Raw genomic sequence first — 18,110 nt, 5'->3', positions numbered from 1 at the left:
GGAGGGAAAAAAATGATTGAACCGAAATACAAACGTATTATTTTAAAAGTTAGTGGGGAAGCCTTAGCTGGAGATACAGGATTTGGTATTCAACCGCCAGTTATCAATAATATATGTAAAGAAATAAAAGAAGTAAAAGAATTAGGGATTGAAATTGCAATCGTTGTTGGTGGTGGAAATATTTGGCGTGGACAAGTCGGTTCTGAAATGGGGATGGAAAGAGCCCAAGCTGATTACATGGGGATGTTAGCAACTGTCATGAATGCTCTAGCGTTGCAAGATTGTTTAGAAAACGTTGGAGTTCCTACGAGAGTTCAAACATCTATTGAAATGCGACAAATTGCTGAACCATACATTCGTCGTAAAGCAGAAAGACATTTAGAAAAAGGTCGCGTTGTTATTTTTGCAGGTGGTACTGGAAATCCTTATTTCTCTACAGATACTACAGCCGCTTTACGTGCAGCTGAAATTGGCGCTGATGTGATATTAATGGCGAAAAATAATGTTGATGGTGTTTATTCAGCAGATCCTAAATTAGATAGTTCAGCGGTTAAATATGAAGAATTAACTCATTTAGATATCATAAATAAAGGTCTACAAGTTATGGATACAACGGCAAGTTCGTTAAGCATGGATAATGATATTCCATTAGTCGTTTTTAATCTTAACGAACCTGGAAATATTAAACGTGTTGTTTTAGGTGAAACGATTGGTACTACTGTCAGGGGGAAAAAATAATGAGTACAGAATTATTGAAAGAAACAAAAGAAAAAATGGTTAAAGCGGAACAAGCTTTCCAAAGAGAATTAGGAAGCATTCGAGCAGGGCGTGCAAATCCTTCATTGCTAGACCGTATCCAAATTATTTATTATGGTGCTCCAACACCTTTAAACCAAATTGCACAGATATCCATTCCAGAAGCACGAGTGCTAATGATTACACCATTTGACAAGACAGCACTTAAGGATATTGAAAAAGCCCTTATGCAAAGTGATATTGGAATCAACCCAAACAATGACGGTAACGTTATTCGTTTAGTTATTCCTCAATTAACAGAAGACAGACGTAAAGAGTTAGCTAAACAAGTAGGTAAAGAAGCAGAAAACTCAAAAGTTTCTGTCCGTAACATTAGACGAGAAGCAATTGACGAATTAAAAAAAGCAGAAAAAAATAAAGAATTAACATCTGATGACGTTCATTCTTATGAAGAAGATATTCAAAAGTTAACAGATGAAAGTATTAAAAATGTTGACGCGATTGCTTCTGAAAAAGAAAAAGAATTGTTAGACGTTTAATTTATAGAGAGTAAATTAAAACACCTCATCGACCTTGTTGAAGGTCAATGAGGTGTTTTAATTGTTGTTCTTATTTAGTAGTTGTCTCAGTCTCTTCTTCTTTTAGAAAGAAATTAGTTACTCTTGCTGCTACGTAGGATACTATAAAACTGACGACCATTCGCTTAATTAATTTTTTCATATTAATCACCCTTTCAGTTCTTTTTACGATTTTTTATCTACAAAAAGTATACCATTATTTTTTTAAAAAAAATAATATTACGGTTTCTGGAGTTTGAAAGCTTACTAGTGATAACTAGTTGCTCTTTTTTTCTGTTTAACTATCTAGGAATCCCTTAAGATATTTATTTATTTATTATAGGCATTTATAGTAGATTTTGATACAATGGTATCAGTCAGTTAACGGATTGGAGAAACTCAAATGATAAATTTTTTTAAAAAAATGAAACAAGAAGAAGAAAAAAAAAATGAAATACATCCTTTTGACAAACTAGACGAGATGCCTGCTCATGTCGCAATTATTATGGACGGGAATGGACGTTGGGCTCAAAAAAATTATTGCCCAGAATTGCCGGGCATAAAGAAGGTATGAATACAGTTAAAAAAATTACAAAAAGATCTAGCCAAATAGGTATTAAAGTTTTGACTTTATATGCTTTTTCGACTGAAAATTGGCGAAGGCCTGATCTAGAAGTGAATTTTTTAATGCAACTACCAGTAGACTTTTTTGATGCATTTGTACCAGATTTAATCAAAGAAAATATTAAAGTTCAAGTTATTGGATTTACGGACCAATTGCCAGCGCATACACAAAAAGCAGTGATGCAAGCTATTGAAGCTACAAAAAATAATACAGGTATGATACTAAATTTTGCCTTGAATTATGGCAGTCGCAGTGAAATGCTTGAAGCGACTAAACAAGTAGCAAAAATGGTGAAAGATAATACATTAGATATAGAAGAAATAGATGAAGCTGTTTTTGAGTCACACTTAATGACAGCCTCATTAGGCAACTATCAAGAAGTAGATTTTATGATCCGAACAAGTGGAGAAGAAAGAATGAGCAATTTTCTGCTTTGGCAAAATGCTTATAGTGAATTTTACTTTACAAAAGAGCTTTGGCCAGATTTTAATGAGCAGTCGTTAGAAAATGCAATTAGTGTTTATAAAAAAAGACACAGGCGTTTTGGTGCATTATAATAGCTAGGAGGAAAAACAAGTGAAACAAAGACTCATCACAGCCATACTTTCTTTAATCGTTTTCGTACCAATTGTTTATATGGGATCAGTTATTTTAACAATCGCTGTATCTTTATTAGGTTTAATTGCTTTATTTGAATTATTTAGAATGAGAAAACAATCATTATTATCAATAGAAGGATTAATTGCTAGTGTTGCTTTATTGCTAATCACCATTCCTTCAAATCAAGGTGTATTGGGGACAGCCTACTCACCTAGTATGTTATTCTACGTTTGTTCATTGTTGCTGTTAGTCTCAACAGTATTTTCAAAAAACACATTTAATTTCGATGATGCTGCTATGTCGATACTGGGCTCTATCTATATTGGATACGGCTTTAAGTACTTTCTTTTGATTCGTTTTGAAGGATTGAGACTATTGTTGTTGGCCTTATTTATTGTTTGGGCAACAGACGTCGGGGCTTATTTAGTCGGTCGTAAGTTTGGTAAAAATAAGCTTGCGCCACATATCAGTCCTAATAAAACGATTGAAGGTTCATTCGGAGGAATTTTCTGTGCACTTATTATCTCAACCGGTTATTATTTCATTTATCCAGCTGATTTTTCATTTGGTATAACTGTATTATTAGCCGTTTTAATTTCTGTTTCCGGTCAATTAGGGGACTTAGTCGAATCAGCTTTAAAACGTCATTATGATGTAAAAGATTCCGGGAAAATATTACCAGGTCACGGTGGAATTCTTGACCGATTCGACAGTGTTTTATTTGCAATGCCAGTATTGTATTTACTGACGTTAGTTTAATTGATGGAAGGACGTGAAAAAGTTAGTATCTTTTATTGATAGTAACTTTATTATCATGAAAAAAATTTGTTTATTAGGTGCTACTGGATCAGTAGGGTCTAGTACCATTGAAGTCGTTCAATCTTATCCTGATTTATTTAAAATAGTGGCTTTCTCTTTTTATGAAAATGAAATAAAAGGAAGAAGATTAATTGAATTATTAAAACCTAAAGTAGTAGCCGTCAAGTCAAAAAAAATGGCTGCACGATTGAGACTAGATTACCCTGCTGTTCAATTTACATATGAATTAGAGGGATTGACTGAACTAGTTATTAGGGATGAAGTAGAAACGGTTGTCACGGCAGTAATGGGCAGTGTCGGACTATTGCCAACATTAGCAGCTATCAAGGCAGGAAAAGAAATTGCACTTGCCAATAAAGAAACGCTTGTCATGGCTGGTGATTTAGTTATGGAAGAAGCAGCTAGAAATAATGTCAGAGTTTTCCCTATAGATAGTGAGCATTCAGCAATCTTTCAGTGTTTACAAGGTGAAAATAGCAGCGATGTCAGTCAATTGCTTATTACAGCATCAGGTGGGAGCTTTCGTGATTACTCGAGAGCTGACTTACGGGATGTCAGCGTTTCGGATGCATTGAATCATCCAAATTGGTCAATGGGAAAGAAAATAACCATTGATTCAGCATCTATGATGAATAAAGGCCTAGAGGTTATTGAAGCTAAGTGGTTATTTGATATGGATTATGATAAAATTAAAGTTCTTTTACACCGTGAAAGTATTGTACACTCTATGGTACAATTTGTTGACGGTACAATAAAGGCCCAATTAGGAGTCAGTGACATGCGAGAACCCATCCAATATGCACTAGGTTTCCCAACTCGTATGCCAGTTAAAAAACCTGTTTTTTTTGATTTAGCTATGATTGGACAATTGCGTTTTGAAGAAATGGATTTTGAACGATTCCCTTTATTGCAATTAGCTTTTGATGTCGGAAGAATAGGTGGAACAGCTCCGACAGTTATGAATGCAGCGAATGAAGTAGCTGTAAATGCATTTATTGAAGGCAAGTTACCATTTTTAGATATTGAAACACTCGTTTATAAAGCTGTTTATCAAGAAAAAGAAGTACAAAAACCAGACTTGACTATTCTTTTAGAAGTCGATAAAGAGACTAGAGAAAAAGTTATGAGTTGGATTTAAGGGAGAGATAAAATGATTACTACGATTATTACCTTTATCCTTGTTTTTAGTGTATTAGTCATTTTCCATGAATTTGGGCATTACTACTTTGCAAAAAAAGCAGGAACACTAGTTAGAGAATTCGCAATCGGTTTCGGACCAAAGATTTTTTCTTATCGTAAAAATGAAACGACCTTTACGGTACGGATTTTACCAATTGGCGGCTATGTTAGAATGGCTGGCTATGAGGAAGAAACGGAAATTAAACCAGGAATGTCTGTTGGGATCTTATTAGATGAAAACGATGAAGTCACAACAATTAATACCTGTAAGAAAAAGCAATTGCTCGAAGTTGTTCCTATTCAAGTTAGCGCGATTGATTTAGAAAAAGACTTGTATATAGAAGGTTACCTTTCTGGTGATGACACTAAATTAGTTCGTTATTCGGTTAAACGAAATACGCTATTAATTGAAGAAGATGGGACGGAAGTGCAAATTGCTCCACTTGATGTGCAATTCCAAGCAGCGAGTTTGCCTCAGAGAATGATGACGAACTTTGCAGGTCCGATGAATAATATTATTTTAGCTATTATTACGTTTACTCTGATGGCTTTCTTACAAGGTGGTGTGATTAGCAATGAAAATGAATTAGGATCAATCGTAGAAGGATCTCCGGCTTATGAAGCTGGCTTGGCAAAAGGAGACCAAGTCCTTGCAATTGATGGTAATAAAATGACTAGTTGGACAGAAATAGTAAAAGTCATTCAAAAAAGTCCAGAGAAATCTCTGAAGTTTACTTTGAAATCAGTAGATGGGTCTGATAAGCAACTGAATGTTATTCCTGAAGCTAAAAAAGGAAATGATGATTCAGAGATCGGGATTATAGGAGTAAATGCACCAGTTGATACATCCTTTACTGCTAAACTGTTCTTTGGTTTCACTTATACTTGGACGGTCATCGTGCAGATATTAGCTGCATTAGGCTCTATTTTTACTAAAGGATTTTCTATTGATATGTTTGGTGGACCTGTAGCTATTTATGCAACAACTGAAGCTGTTGTTAAAACAGGATACATCGGCGTATTGAATTGGATGGGGATCTTAAGTATCAACTTAGGAATTATTAATCTATTGCCAGTACCAGCTTTAGACGGTGGTAAATTATTATTAAACGCGGTTGAGGGAGTCAGAGGGAAACCTTTGAGTCAAGAAAAAGAAGGGATTATCACTTTAATTGGAGTCGGACTATTAGCTTTATTAATGGTCTTAGTCACATGGAATGATATCCAAACGTACTTTTTAAAATAGAAAACCGTTAACTACAAAAACAGTCAACTACTAAAGGAGATAAATACTCATGAGACAATCAAAATTATTTGTGCCAACCTTACGTGAAATCCCTAATGATGCAGAAGTATTGAGTCATCAACTATTATTGAGAGCAGGATACATTAGACAAATATCTAGTGGGGTATACAGCTATCTGCCTTTGGCTAATAAAGTTTTAGAAAAAATAAAAATAATTATCCGAGAAGAATTTGAAAAAATCGATGCGGTTGAAATGTTAATGCCTTCACTGTTGCCTCGTGAACTATGGGAAGAGTCAGGACGTTATGAGACATACGGTGAGGACTTAATGAAGTTAACCGATCGTCATGGTCGAGACTATTTATTAGGACCAACACATGAAGAAGCCTTTACGACTTTAATTCGTGATGAAATCAATTCATATAAAAGACTCCCTTTATCGTTATATCAAATACAAACTAAATACCGTGATGAAAAGAGACCACGTTCTGGTTTGTTAAGAAGTCGCGAATTTTTAATGAAAGATGCTTATTCATTTCACGATAGCTATGAAAGCTTAGATAAAACTTATTCAGATTTTGAAGAAGCATACACACGTATTTTTGAACGTTGTGGGTTAGATTTCAGAAATATTATTGGTGATGCAGGAGCAATGGGTGGAAGTGATTCTAAAGAGTTCACCGCGATTTCTGATGCTGGTGAAGACGTTATTGCTTACTCTGATTCAAGTGATTATTCAGCTAACCTAGAAATGGCAACAAGTTTTTATATGCATAAAAAATCAACTAAAGTTGAAAAAGAGCTAGAAAAAGTAGCAACACCGAATTGTAAAACAGTTGATGAAGTAGCAGCTTTCTTGAAAGTAGAATCAAGTGATGTCATGAAGAGTTTATTGTTTATCGCAGACGGCGAACCTGTCCTAACAGTTGTTCGTGGCGATCACGAAGTAAACGATGTTAAACTTAAAAACTTTTTAAATGCTGATTATTTAGAGATGGCAACAGATGAAGAAGCTACTGACTTTTTAGGTGTTAATTTTGGTTCTGTTGGTCCTGTCAATGTTAAAGAGGGAATTAAAGTTCTAGGAGATTTAGATGTACAAGATATGGTAAATGCTGTTGCAGGAGCAAATGAAGAAAATCATCATTTTATGAATGTTAATCCTGTCCGTGATGCCTCAATTGAGAAGTTTGTCGATTTACGTTTTGTTAAAGAAGGAGAATTATCTCCAGATGGACAAGGAGTATTAAAGTTTTCAAAAGGAATAGAAATCGGACATATCTTTAAATTAGGAACCCGTTATAGTGAATCAATGGGTGCAACAGTATTAGACAACAACGGCCGTTCTATTCCGGTTATCATGGGTTGTTATGGTATTGGGGTTAGCCGTCTGTTATCCGCCATTGCTGAACAGAAAAGTGATGATAAAGGCTTAATTTGGCCTAGACAATTAGCACCATACGAACTTCATTTGATACCAGTCAATGTAAAATCAGAAGATCAAGTTAACTTAGCTGAAGAACTATATACTTCTCTAAATCAAGCTGGATTTTCTGTTTTATTAGATGATCGTGCAGAACGTGTAGGAGTAAAATTTGCTGATTCTGATCTAATCGGACTACCAATTCGTATAACAGTGGGTAAAAAAGCTGCTGAGGATATAGTAGAAATCAAAATTCGCAAAACGGGCGAAACGATTGAAGTTAGAAAAGATGAAATGATTTCAACAATGGCAATTTTGCTGAATCCTGAAAATAACTAAAGGACAAATAACAAAGGGAGCCTACACAAGTATATATTTTACTTGTCTGTGCTTCCTTTGTTATTTCCCTTATAGCAGACAAGAGCAATCGAAAGGAGCCAGTCGTTCATGAGTTTAAACCCAGAAGAGTTATTTCAGAAATTACTAGAGCAAATTGGCTTGAAAAATACAATTGAGTACCAACCTTATTTTAAAAAAGGTGAAATAAAAAAAGTAACGGTGCATAAAACTTCGAAAATATGGCATTTTAATCTTTCATTTGAAGATGTTTTACCTTTTGAAGTTTACCAACTATTTATTGAAAAATTGCAATTAACTTTTAGTTCTATTGCGACTATAGAAGTTTCGATTGAAGCAATAAACCCTAAAATAACGATTGAAAAACTTGAACAATATTGGCCTTCGGTGGTTAAAAAAAGTGGCGTTTCTTCACCATTATGCAATCGTGCTTTTCAAGAACAATTGCCCTTACTAAGTGGAAAAAAAATTCTCTTTTTAGTAGAGAATGAAGTAGTAAAAGGTCATTTAACCAATCAGTATTTGCCACCTGTAGAAATAGCTTATCAAAGTTTGGGATTTCCATTATTTAAAATAGAACCAACTATTGATGAAGAAAGCTACAATAAAAAGATAGCCGAATTTAAATCAAAAAAAGAAGAAGCAGATGAATTATTAAGCATACGAGCAGGTGAGAACCTAAAAAAAGCAGAAGAGGAAAAGAAATATAATAAAGAAAAAGGTATTGAAAACATAGCCAAAGGACCAATTGTTTTAGGCCGTAAGATAGCAGATAAAGAAGAAATAAAGCAAATGGATCAAGTTATAGAAGAGGAAAGACGAGTAACGATTGAAGGATATGTATTTGATGTGGAGATTCGTGTTCTTCGTTCTGAACGACAATTATTGATTGTCAAGATAACGGATTATTCTTCATCTTTTACAGTTAAAAAATTCTCTAATACACCAGAAGATGAAGCAGCTTTTGCAGCAATTAAAAAAGGAATGTGGGTAAAAGCACGTGGAAGTGTCCAAGAAGATAATTTCATGCGAGATCTAGTACTAAATGCCCAAGATATTTCTGAAAGCTTTCATGAGGAACGAAAAGATCTGGCTTCACAAGGAGATAAGCGGGTTGAAATGCATTTGCATAGCAATATGAGTCAAATGGATGCAACAAACAATATCACTGATTTAGTCGCTCAAGCAGCTAAATGGGGACACCCCGCTGTAGCGATTACGGATCATGCCGGTGCACAGTCTTTTCCAGATGCTTTTCGTGCTGGACAAAAACATGGGATAAAAATATTATATGGTATAGAAGCCAATATCGTTGATGATGGTATCCCAATTGCTTATCATCCTAGTGATAGAGAGTTAGCTGAAGCAACATATGTGGTATTTGACGTAGAAACAACGGGATTATCAGCTGTTTACAATAAAATCATTGAGCTATCAGCCGTTAAAATGTATAAAGGAAATGTCATTGAAAAGTTTGAACACTTTATTGATCCAGGACATCCTTTATCTCAAACAACCATCAACTTAACAGGTATTACAGATGAGATGGTCAGAGGCTCAAAAACTGAAAAAGAAGTATTGCTATTATTCGAAGACTTTGCAAAAAATCATATCTTAGTTGCGCACAATGCAAGTTTTGATATGGGTTTTTTAAATACTAGTAATGCCAGACAAGAACTAGCTGAAAATGTTAATCCAGTTATTGATACGCTAGAATTATCTAGATTTCTTCATCCACAATTAAAAAGTCATAGACTAAATACATTAGCTAAAAAATATGGTGTAGCCTTAGAACAACACCATCGAGCTATTTATGATGCCGAATCTACGGGTTATCTTTGTTGGCTATTTTTGAAAGAGGCCGAAGAAGATCATCAAATCGTTAACCACAATCAATTAAATGACCGCATTGGTGAAGGAGATTCTTACAAACGTGCGAGACCTTTTCATAGTACGATTATCGCTACAACGCAAATAGGCTTAAAAAACTTATTTAAATTAGTTTCTTTATCGATGACCCAATATTTTTTCAGAACGGCAAGGATTCCTCGTTCAGAGTTAATTAAATTGCGAGAAGGCTTAATAGTCGGATCCGCCTGCAATCAAGGTGAAGTATTTGAAGCGATGATGCAAAAAGGTGTTGAAGAAGCGGAAAAAAAAGCAAAATTCTATGACTTTATAGAAGTTATGCCTAAAGAAGTTTATGCACCTTTACTTGAACAAGAATTAGTTAATTCAGAAAAAGATTTAGAAGACATTATCCGGAATTTAGTTCAAATTGGAGAAGAACTGAATAAGCCAGTTGTTGCTACTGGTAATGTTCACTATTTGAATCCAGAAGATTATATTTATCGGAAAATACTCATTAATTCTCAAGGTGGAGCAAATCCGTTGAATAGAAGTGAGTTGCCTAAAGTTCATTTTAGAACAACGGAGGATATGTTGGAGGCCTTTTCTTTCTTAGGTAAGTCAACAGCACACAAAATCGTTGTCGAAAATACTCAAATGATAGCTGAATCTGTTGAAGAAATGACACCCGTGAAAACAGAATTATATACGCCTAAAATTGAAGGTTCAGAAGAAGAAATTCGTAAATTAAGTTACGATGAAGCGCATCGTTTATATGGAAATCCTTTACCAGATATTATTGAAAAAAGAATTGAAAAAGAATTAACAAGTATTATTGGAAATGGTTTTTCTGTAATTTATTTGATTTCACAAAAACTAGTTCACAAAAGTCTTTCAGAAGGCTATTTAGTTGGTTCACGTGGATCAGTTGGATCTAGTTTTGTAGCGACTATGACTGGGATTACAGAAGTCAACCCGATGCCACCACATTATCGTTGCCCAAAATGTAAATACTCCAAGTTTTTTACAGACGGTTCAGTTGGTTCAGGTTATGATTTACCTGAGGAAACTTGTCCGAATTGCCAGATTAGATTGCACAAAGATGGACATGATATTCCCTTTGAAACTTTTTTAGGTTTTAACGGCGATAAAGTTCCTGATATCGATTTAAATTTCTCTGGTGATTATCAATCAAAAGCACACGACTATACAAAAGTCCTTTTTGGAGAAGAATATGTTTTTCGAGCAGGAACAATCGGTACAGTAGCTGACCGAACTGCCTTTGGCTATGTAAAGGCCTACGAGCGAGATCAAAATTTAACTTTCCGTGCTGCAGAAATTGATCGATTAGCAAAGGGTTCGACTGGCGTTAAGCGTACAACTGGCCAGCATCCAGGTGGAATCATTGTTATTCCGGATTATATGGACGTTTATGATTTTACGCCGATTCAATTTCCAGCTGATGCGCAAGACTCTGAATGGAAAACAACGCATTTTGATTTTCATTCTATTCATGATAATGTTTTAAAATTAGATATATTGGGACATGATGATCCTACCGTTATTCGGATGTTGCAAGATTTATCAGGTATTGATCCTTTAACAATTCCAACAGATGACCCAGAAGTAATGAAAATTTTTGGTGGAACAGATGTTTTGAATGTTACTTCTGAACAAATTCAATCTAAAACAGGAACACTAGGCATTCCAGAATTTGGTACTCGCTTTGTAAGAGGAATGCTAGAGCAAACTAAACCAACAACATTTGCTGAATTGCTTCAAATATCAGGGCTTTCTCACGGGACTGACGTTTGGCTAGGCAATGCAGAAGAGTTAATACGTGAAAAAAATATTCCTTTATCTGAGGTTATTGGATGTCGTGACGATATTATGGTTTACTTAATGCATAATGGTGTAGAAGATGGGTTAGCCTTTAAAATTATGGAATCTGTGCGTAAAGGTAAAGGTATTCCAGATGAATGGCAAAAAGAAATGCGGGCTGAGAAAGTACCAGAATGGTACATTGACTCTTGTCTAAAAATCAAATATATGTTTCCTAAAGCCCATGCTGCTGCTTACGTTTTAATGGCTCTTCGGGTGGCTTACTACAAAGTCCATTTTCCTATTTTATATTATGCTGCTTATTTTTCTGTACGTGCGACTGACTTTGAACTAGCGGCGATGTGTCAGGGAAAAGAAAGTATTAAAGTTAAGATGAAAGAAATAACTGATAAAGGTTTAGATGCATCAACAAAAGAGAAAAATGTTTTAACAGTACTAGAATTAGCAAATGAAATGGTAGAGCGTGGTATGAATTTTCAAATGATTGATTTAGATAAATCTGATGCAAAAGATTTTGTCATAGAAGGTAATTCTTTAATTGCACCCTTTAGAGCTGTACCAAGTTTAGGTTTTAACGTGGCAAATCAAATAGTAGAAGCAAGATTGGATAAACCTTTTTTATCTAAAGAAGATTTAGGTAAACGTGGAAAAGTATCTAAAACGGTTATTGAGTATATGAATGAGAATGGTGTCTTAAAAGGTATGCCAGATGAAAATCAGCTTTCTTTGTTTGATTTATTTTAACTAGTGAAATAAGGTAAGATGGATAGAAAAATAGGGTTGCAAAATCATTCTTTGGATAAAATAAAACCTGTATTTACTACGGGTTTTGTTGCTATGATTAGGAAATTGTGTTATTATTTAACTGTATTTAGATATCTTGGTAAAGAGTGAGCGGCGACGCTCACTCTTTTTCGGCAGTCAGGTATGTGTATCTAAAAGGAGGCGGTATAGATGACAAGTGTGGTTGAAACGGTTAGTAATATTGTGCAACCCATAGTTAATAGTTTTGAATTTGAACTAGTTGATGTAGAATTTGTTAGAGAAGGGAAGAATTGGTTTTTAAGAATATATGTTGATAAACCAGAAGGTATTACTCTGGAAGATTGTGCTTTTGTCAGTGAAAAAGTCAGTGAAACAATGGATGCAATGAATCCAGATCCAATACCACAAGCCTATTTCTTAGAAGTATCTTCTCCCGGAGCTGAAAGACCATTAAAAAAAGAAGAAGATTATATTGAAGCTATTGGTGAATATATTCATATTTCATTATACGAAGCTTTTGATAGTGAAAAAATTTATGAAGGTATATTAAAACAAATTACAGATGAAACTTTGATTTTATCTGTACGAATTAAAACTCGAGTAAAAGAGATTGAATTTGATCGTAAAAAAATTGCAAAAGCTAGATTAGCAATCCAATTTTAAATTAAATGGTTAGTGGACAGGAGAGAAATTGAAATGAGCAAAGAAATGCTAAATGCCCTTGATACATTAGAGCAAGAAAAAGGCATTGCAAAGGAAATCGTCATTGATGCTTTGGAAGCTGCGTTGGTTTCAGCATATAAAAAGAATTACGGACAAGCGCAAAATGTAGAAGTTGAGTTTGATATGAAAAAAGGCGATATCCACGTTTATGCTGTAAAAGAAGTCGTTGATGTTGTCTTTGATTCACGTTTAGAAGTTAGTTTAAAAGAAGCTTTAGATATTAACAGTGCTTATGAATTAGGGGATTCTATTCGCTTTAAAACGACTCCCAAAGACTTTGGTAGAATCGCGGCTCAAACAGCAAAACAAGTTATCATGCAACGGGTACGCGAAGCAGAGCGTAATATCATCTACAATGAATTTATTACTTATGAGAATGATATTATGCAGGGAATTGTTGAAAGACAAGACCACCGTTATATCTATGTGAATCTTGGGAAAATTGAAGCGGTATTATCTAAACAAGAACAAATACCGAATGAAGTTTATAAACCTCATGATCGTATAAAGGTCTATGTAACAAAAGTTGAGAATACGTCTAAAGGGCCTCAAATTTTTGTGAGCCGCAGTCACCCAGACTTATTAAAGCGTTTGTTTGAACAAGAAGTACCAGAAATTTACGATGGCATTGTTGAAATCAAATCAATTGCCCGCGAAGCTGGAGATAGAGCTAAAGTAGCTGTTATGTCTAGAGATGAAAATATCGATCCAGTTGGTACTTGTGTCGGTCCCAAAGGCCAACGTGTGCAAGCAATCGTAAACGAGTTAAAAGGCGAGAATATGGATATTGTTGAATGGAGTGCAGATCCTGCAACGTTTATAGCGAATGCATTAAATCCTGCACAAGTTATCAATGTTACTTTTAATGAGAGAGAAGGCAGTTGTGTGGTCGTTGTACCTGACTACCAATTATCTCTTGCAATTGGTAAACGAGGCCAAAATGCTCGATTAGCTGCTAAATTAACTGGCTTTAAAATTGATATCAAATCAGAATCAGATATTCAAGATTCGCTGATTACTAAAGATAAAGCTGGCTTAGAGCGCACAGAAGATTACGTTTCTGCTGTCGAAGAAACGATGAGTGCCGAACAAGAAAGTGATGCAACAGAAATTGTTGAAAATGTTGAAGACAGTAAAGATTTCCCTAGCGATATAGAAGTTGAAGATGAATTTCAAGAAGGTATATTAACTTCAGGAGAAGCCGAAGAAATGATTGAAATAGCTGAAGCTGAAGATGAGAATAAATAGAGGTGAATGGTATGCAAAAGCGTAAAATTCCTATGCGTAAGTGTATTGCTTCAAATAAAATGAAACCTAAAAAAGAAATGATTCGAATAGTAAAAAATAAAGAGGGTGAAATCAGTATTGATCCCAGCGGCAAAGTGGCTGGACGCGGCGCTTATATCTCTATTGATCCACTAATTGTTAAGGTTGCTTGGGATAAACGTATTTTAGATTGCACGTTCGAAACAGCTTTAGCAGATCCTTTTTATCAAGAACTTTTAGATTACGTAACACGACAGAAAGCGCGGATGAGTTTATGAATGAAGATCAAAAAGCACTGAACCTTTTAGGAATAGCGATGAAAGCTGGAAAATTGGTAACAGGTGAAGATTTAACATTAAAAGAAATTAGAAAAGAACAGGCAAAAATAGTACTAGTTGCTACGGATGCTAGTGAGCAAACCAAGAAAAAAATCTCGGATAAATGTCGTTATTACGATATTCCAATAGTTATTTATTTTACAAAAGCAGAGTTGAGTCACGCAATTGGAAAAGAGCGTACAATATGTACAACATTGGATAACGGCTTTGGTAAAAAAATCCGGGAATTATTACTAAATTAACGGAGGTTATTAGAATGGCTAATTTGCGAGTATTTGAATTTGCAAAAAAACATGATCTACCTACTGAAAAAGTAATTGAAAAAGCTAATCAATTAGGGTTTAACTACAAAAATCATTTATCTTCAATGGAAGATAAACAAGTTGCGATGCTAAACGAAGCATTTGTTGCAAGCAACAAAAGGAATACAAGTACAACGAAAAACCAAGACGAAACACAAAAACACACAACACAAAAAGGCGGTAAGGGTATAGTAAACAAACAGAATCAAACCAATAATAGTTCCAAACCTGAAACAAAATCAAAATCAGCAAGTAAGACAGCAAGTAGTAAAAAACCAACTTCGACAACTAGTCGTCCAGCAGCAAAACCAGCTGAAAAGAAAGCAGCGCCAATTGTAAAGCGAACAACCAATCCAATGGAGCAAAAAACGACTACTGGAACAAGTGGTAAACGTGGTGGATACCGTGGAGCACAAGGTACTCACGGTGGATTTAACAAACGTAAGAGAAAAGGTAAACGTGGAGAAACTAAACCAGTAGCACCTCCAGTTCCGCGTAAATTCAAAGAATTACCAGATGTTTTAGTCTACACCGACGGAATGACTGTAGCGGATATTTCTAAGAAAATTTATCGCGAACCAGCAGAAATCATTAAGAAATTATTCCTGCTTGGCGTTGTAGCAACTTTAAACCAAAGTTTAAACAAAGAAACTATTGAACTTCTTGCAGCAGAATATGGAATTGAAACAGAAGAAAAAGTTAAAGTAGACGTATCTGATTTAGACGTTTATTTTGAAACAGAAACAATAGAAGGAAATCTAGCAACACGTCCTCCAGTAGTAACTATTATGGGACACGTTGATCATGGTAAAACAACTTTGTTAGACTCTTTAAGAAATACAAAAGTTAGTTTAGGCGAAGCCGGTGGGATTACACAGCATATTGGTGCTTATCAAGTGAAATCTAACGGTAAGACGATTACTTTCTTGGATACACCTGGACATGCTGCCTTTACGACTATGCGTGCTCGTGGTGCAGACGTTACAGATATTACCATTATTGTTGTAGCTGCCGATGATGGCGTTATGCCACAAACTATTGAGGCTATTAACCACGCAAAAGCTGCAGAAGTTCCGATTATTGTAGCGGTTAATAAAATTGATAAGCCTACAGCTAATCCAGAACGAGTGATGCAAGAACTAACTGAATATGGTTTAATCCCAGAATCATGGGGTGGAGACACAATTTTCGTCGAAATTTCAGCTAAATTTGCTAAGAATTTAGATGAATTATTAGAAATGATTTTACTAGTCGCAGAGGTAGAAGACCTAAAAGCAGATCCTAAGAGAGCCGCGCTAGGTTCAGTAATTGAAGCTCGTCTAGATAAAAGTAAGGGCCCTATTGCTACTTTACTTGTCCAAGAAGGCACACTGCGCGTTGGAGACCCAATTGTAGTAGGGAATACTTACGGACGTGTACGAGTAATGGTTAACGAACTTGGTAGACGTGTTAAAATAGCAGGACCATCTGCTCCAGTAGAGATTACTGGTTTAAATGCTGCTCCACAAGCTGGCGATCAGTTTGTTGTCTTTGAAGATGAGAAATCAGCTCGTGCAGTTGGTGAAACACGTGCTCAAAAAGCGATGGCTAGCCAGCGTTTAATAACTAATCGTGTAACATTAGACAATTTATTCTCAAGCTTAGAGGATGGAGAAATAAAAGAAGTTAATGTTATCATTAAAGCAGACGTTCAAGGTTCAGCAGAAGCCTTGGCTTCTAGCTTACAAAAAATTGAGGTTGAAGGTGTACGTGTTAAAATCATCCACACAGCAGTCGGAGCTATCAATGAGAGTGACGTTACTTTAGCGGCAGCAAGTAATGCGATTATTATTGGATTTAACGTTCGACCAACACCACAAGCTAAAGAACAAGCAAGTCAAGAAACAATTGATATTCGTCTACATCGTATTATTTACAACGCGATTGATGAAATTGAAACAGCAATGAAAGGCATGTTAGACCCAGAGTACGAAGAAAAAGTTACTGGACAAGTTGTTGTTCGTGAAACATTTGCGGTTTCTAAAGTTGGAACAATTGCTGGTGGTTTTGTAACAGACGGCCATATTTCTCGCAACAGTAGTATTCGTTTAATAAGAGACAACATTGTTATTTTTGAAGGCGAATTAGCTAGTTTAAAACGTTTTAAAGATGATGCAAAAGAAGTTAAAAAAGGCTTTGAATGTGGCTTTATGATTAAAGATTACAATGAGTTAAAAGTAGACGATGTCGTTGAAGCATACGAAATGGTTGAAATTAAACGCAAATAAATTTTCACTTTATGAATAAACAAGTAAACAATGATGAAAGTGAGGCAATATTATGGCAAATTTTAGAACTGGGCGTGTAGCTCAAGAAATCCAAAAAGAAGTGAATGACATCCTAGTCAAACGTGTGAAAGATCCACGTGTTTCAAATGTAACGATTACTGAAGTAAAAGTAACCGGAGATTTGCAACAAGCAACGATTTACTATAGTATTTTATCTGAAAAAGAAAAAGATCTTGAACTTGTTCAGCTAGGTTTAGATAAAGCAACCGGATTAATTCGAAGAGAATTAGGAAAACGATTGACGTTATATAAAACTCCTGAATTAGCTTTTTCTCTTGATGAATCCGTCCTGTACGGTAGCCGAATTGATGAATTGTTACGTAATTTAAATAAAGAATAACATCTAAAAGAAAAGTAGGTAGAAAATACTTTTCACATAGCTATTCGAGAATAAATAAGGGACTGAGACAATTGTCTCAGTCTTTATTTTTTAAGAATAGTAGTTCAGAGGAGAATTTTAAAAAAATTGGAGGTTTAACATAGTGAGTTTATATTCATATATCGGTGTAGAAAAAAAACTAACTACTCGCCCATCAGAAGACCCAAATATTGTTGCCTTAATTGCACGTGACACTTTAGATGCAGGAGTAACGGATAAAATGGTCTTGTCTTACCTTCGTATTCAAACGAATAATGAAGCTCTAACGATGAATCAAATTATCTTTTATGATAAAGAAGCAGAAATTGTTGGAACATTTGAAATTTCAGAATTAGTTGAATCAGGAGATATTTTAAAACACTTTAGTACTCCTTATGTTTACCAAACAACAGATTTTCCAGTATGGGAACCCATTGAAAACGATACGGTAGTTCCAGATGGTTTCACTACGAAAGATGTAGCAGACTACTATAAAATGATGGACGAAGCTCGATCGGTAAATGGCATTCAACAAAAAGGCTTTTTATCTTTCTTAACAACTTATTTTAAAGAGTCAGATAAAATTGAGTTATACAGTTGTTGGGATGGCGATGAATTAAAAAAAGAAAATTATCGACGTGAAATAAACGTGGAAGTGGCGATGAAGAATAAATTGTTGTTTGAGATGCGCGAAAAAGAATTTATTATTGTCAACAGATAACATGAGGGTATATATAACTTTTAACTCGCTTTATTTTGATTAAACTTAAATGAAAGAA

General features: G+C 35.0%; 14 protein-coding genes and 1 pseudogene. All 15 read left to right on the top strand.

Translation table 11 applies throughout. The features are described 5' to 3' along the window. Positions 1 to 12 precede the first annotated feature (12 nt). Positions 13 to 738, top strand: coding sequence for a UMP kinase (pyrH, locus tag B9Y54_RS09505; RefSeq protein ID WP_085560031.1), 726 nt, complete (start codon positions 13 to 15; stop codon positions 736 to 738). Continuing rightward, a complete protein-coding gene (gene frr, locus B9Y54_RS09500) occupies positions 738 to 1,295 on the top strand; it encodes a ribosome recycling factor (RefSeq protein WP_085560030.1) in 558 nt (185 codons plus the stop codon). The genes pyrH and frr overlap by 1 nt, the downstream gene beginning before the upstream one ends. A 421-nt stretch (positions 1,296 to 1,716) precedes the next feature. After that, positions 1,717 to 2,495: pseudogene (locus B9Y54_RS09495) on the top strand (isoprenyl transferase). 19 nt (positions 2,496 to 2,514) lie between these two features. Continuing rightward, a complete protein-coding gene (locus tag B9Y54_RS09490; protein ID WP_085560029.1) occupies positions 2,515 to 3,297 on the top strand; it encodes a phosphatidate cytidylyltransferase in 783 nt (260 codons plus the stop codon). A gap of 13 nt (positions 3,298 to 3,310) precedes the next feature. Continuing rightward, complete coding sequence (locus B9Y54_RS09485) at positions 3,311 to 4,495, top strand: 1-deoxy-D-xylulose-5-phosphate reductoisomerase (protein ID WP_338061325.1); 1,185 nt, start codon at positions 3,311 to 3,313, stop codon at positions 4,493 to 4,495. A 12-nt stretch (positions 4,496 to 4,507) separates the two neighbouring features. After that, positions 4,508 to 5,782 (top strand): RIP metalloprotease RseP, encoded by a 1,275-nt coding sequence (rseP, locus tag B9Y54_RS09480; RefSeq protein WP_085560028.1) that lies wholly within the window; start codon positions 4,508 to 4,510, stop codon positions 5,780 to 5,782. Positions 5,783 to 5,831: 49 nt separating this feature from the next. After that, positions 5,832 to 7,544 carry a proline--tRNA ligase gene (locus B9Y54_RS09475; RefSeq protein WP_085560027.1) on the top strand — a complete coding sequence of 571 codons (1,713 nt, stop codon included), beginning with the start codon at positions 5,832 to 5,834 and terminating at the stop codon, positions 7,542 to 7,544. A 108-nt stretch (positions 7,545 to 7,652) separates the two neighbouring features. Continuing rightward, the gene (locus B9Y54_RS09470; RefSeq protein ID WP_085560026.1) at positions 7,653 to 11,996 is read left to right on the top strand and encodes a PolC-type DNA polymerase III; all 4,344 of its coding nucleotides are present in this window, start codon (positions 7,653 to 7,655) and stop codon (positions 11,994 to 11,996) included. A 210-nt stretch (positions 11,997 to 12,206) separates the two neighbouring features. After that, entirely contained in the window at positions 12,207 to 12,680 is a 474-nt protein-coding gene (rimP, locus tag B9Y54_RS09465; protein WP_085560025.1) for a ribosome maturation factor RimP, read from the top strand. 33 nt (positions 12,681 to 12,713) lie between these two features. Continuing rightward, positions 12,714 to 13,988: a transcription termination factor NusA gene (nusA, locus tag B9Y54_RS09460; protein ID WP_085560024.1), complete on the top strand. Its 1,275-nt coding sequence runs from the start codon at positions 12,714 to 12,716 to the stop codon at positions 13,986 to 13,988. A gap of 11 nt (positions 13,989 to 13,999) precedes the next feature. After that, complete coding sequence (gene rnpM, locus B9Y54_RS09455) at positions 14,000 to 14,284, top strand: RNase P modulator RnpM (RefSeq protein ID WP_085560023.1); 285 nt, start codon at positions 14,000 to 14,002, stop codon at positions 14,282 to 14,284. Further along, positions 14,281 to 14,586 carry a YlxQ-related RNA-binding protein gene (locus tag B9Y54_RS09450; RefSeq protein WP_085560022.1) on the top strand — a complete coding sequence of 102 codons (306 nt, stop codon included), beginning with the start codon at positions 14,281 to 14,283 and terminating at the stop codon, positions 14,584 to 14,586. Before rnpM ends, B9Y54_RS09450 begins: the two co-directional genes overlap by 4 nt. A 14-nt stretch (positions 14,587 to 14,600) precedes the next feature. Further along, positions 14,601 to 16,913 (top strand): translation initiation factor IF-2, encoded by a 2,313-nt coding sequence (gene infB, locus B9Y54_RS09445; RefSeq protein ID WP_085560021.1) that lies wholly within the window; start codon positions 14,601 to 14,603, stop codon positions 16,911 to 16,913. A 52-nt stretch (positions 16,914 to 16,965) separates the two neighbouring features. Continuing rightward, positions 16,966 to 17,313: a 30S ribosome-binding factor RbfA gene (gene rbfA / locus B9Y54_RS09440; protein WP_085560020.1), complete on the top strand. Its 348-nt coding sequence runs from the start codon at positions 16,966 to 16,968 to the stop codon at positions 17,311 to 17,313. A gap of 142 nt (positions 17,314 to 17,455) precedes the next feature. After that, positions 17,456 to 18,052 (top strand): hypothetical protein, encoded by a 597-nt coding sequence (locus B9Y54_RS09435; protein ID WP_085560019.1) that lies wholly within the window; start codon positions 17,456 to 17,458, stop codon positions 18,050 to 18,052. Positions 18,053 to 18,110 lie beyond the last annotated feature (58 nt).

It is taken from the genome of Carnobacterium iners, assembly GCF_900177385.1.
Lineage (GTDB): Bacteria > Bacillota > Bacilli > Lactobacillales > Carnobacteriaceae > Carnobacterium_A > Carnobacterium_A iners.
The sequence above is the reverse complement of the archived record's forward strand: the minus strand, read 5'-3'. Positions and strand labels throughout refer to the sequence as shown.

What these genes read in the sequence shown, in the direction of transcription:
- rnpM (WP_085560023.1), top strand. Translation starts at nt 14,000, where the DNA reads ATGCAAAAGCGTAAAATTCCTATGCGTAAGTGTATTGCTTCAAATAAA.
- pyrH (WP_085560031.1), top strand. Translation starts at nt 13, where the DNA reads ATGATTGAACCGAAATACAAACGTATTATTTTAAAAGTTAGTGGGGAA.
- rimP (WP_085560025.1), top strand. Translation starts at nt 12,207, where the DNA reads ATGACAAGTGTGGTTGAAACGGTTAGTAATATTGTGCAACCCATAGTT.
- rseP (WP_085560028.1), top strand. Translation starts at nt 4,508, where the DNA reads ATGATTACTACGATTATTACCTTTATCCTTGTTTTTAGTGTATTAGTC.
- B9Y54_RS09475 (WP_085560027.1), top strand. Translation starts at nt 5,832, where the DNA reads ATGAGACAATCAAAATTATTTGTGCCAACCTTACGTGAAATCCCTAAT.
- frr (WP_085560030.1), top strand. Translation starts at nt 738, where the DNA reads ATGAGTACAGAATTATTGAAAGAAACAAAAGAAAAAATGGTTAAAGCG.
- B9Y54_RS09450 (WP_085560022.1), top strand. Translation starts at nt 14,281, where the DNA reads ATGAATGAAGATCAAAAAGCACTGAACCTTTTAGGAATAGCGATGAAA.
- rbfA (WP_085560020.1), top strand. Translation starts at nt 16,966, where the DNA reads ATGGCAAATTTTAGAACTGGGCGTGTAGCTCAAGAAATCCAAAAAGAA.
- infB (WP_085560021.1), top strand. Translation starts at nt 14,601, where the DNA reads ATGGCTAATTTGCGAGTATTTGAATTTGCAAAAAAACATGATCTACCT.
- nusA (WP_085560024.1), top strand. Translation starts at nt 12,714, where the DNA reads ATGAGCAAAGAAATGCTAAATGCCCTTGATACATTAGAGCAAGAAAAA.
- B9Y54_RS09470 (WP_085560026.1), top strand. Translation starts at nt 7,653, where the DNA reads ATGAGTTTAAACCCAGAAGAGTTATTTCAGAAATTACTAGAGCAAATT.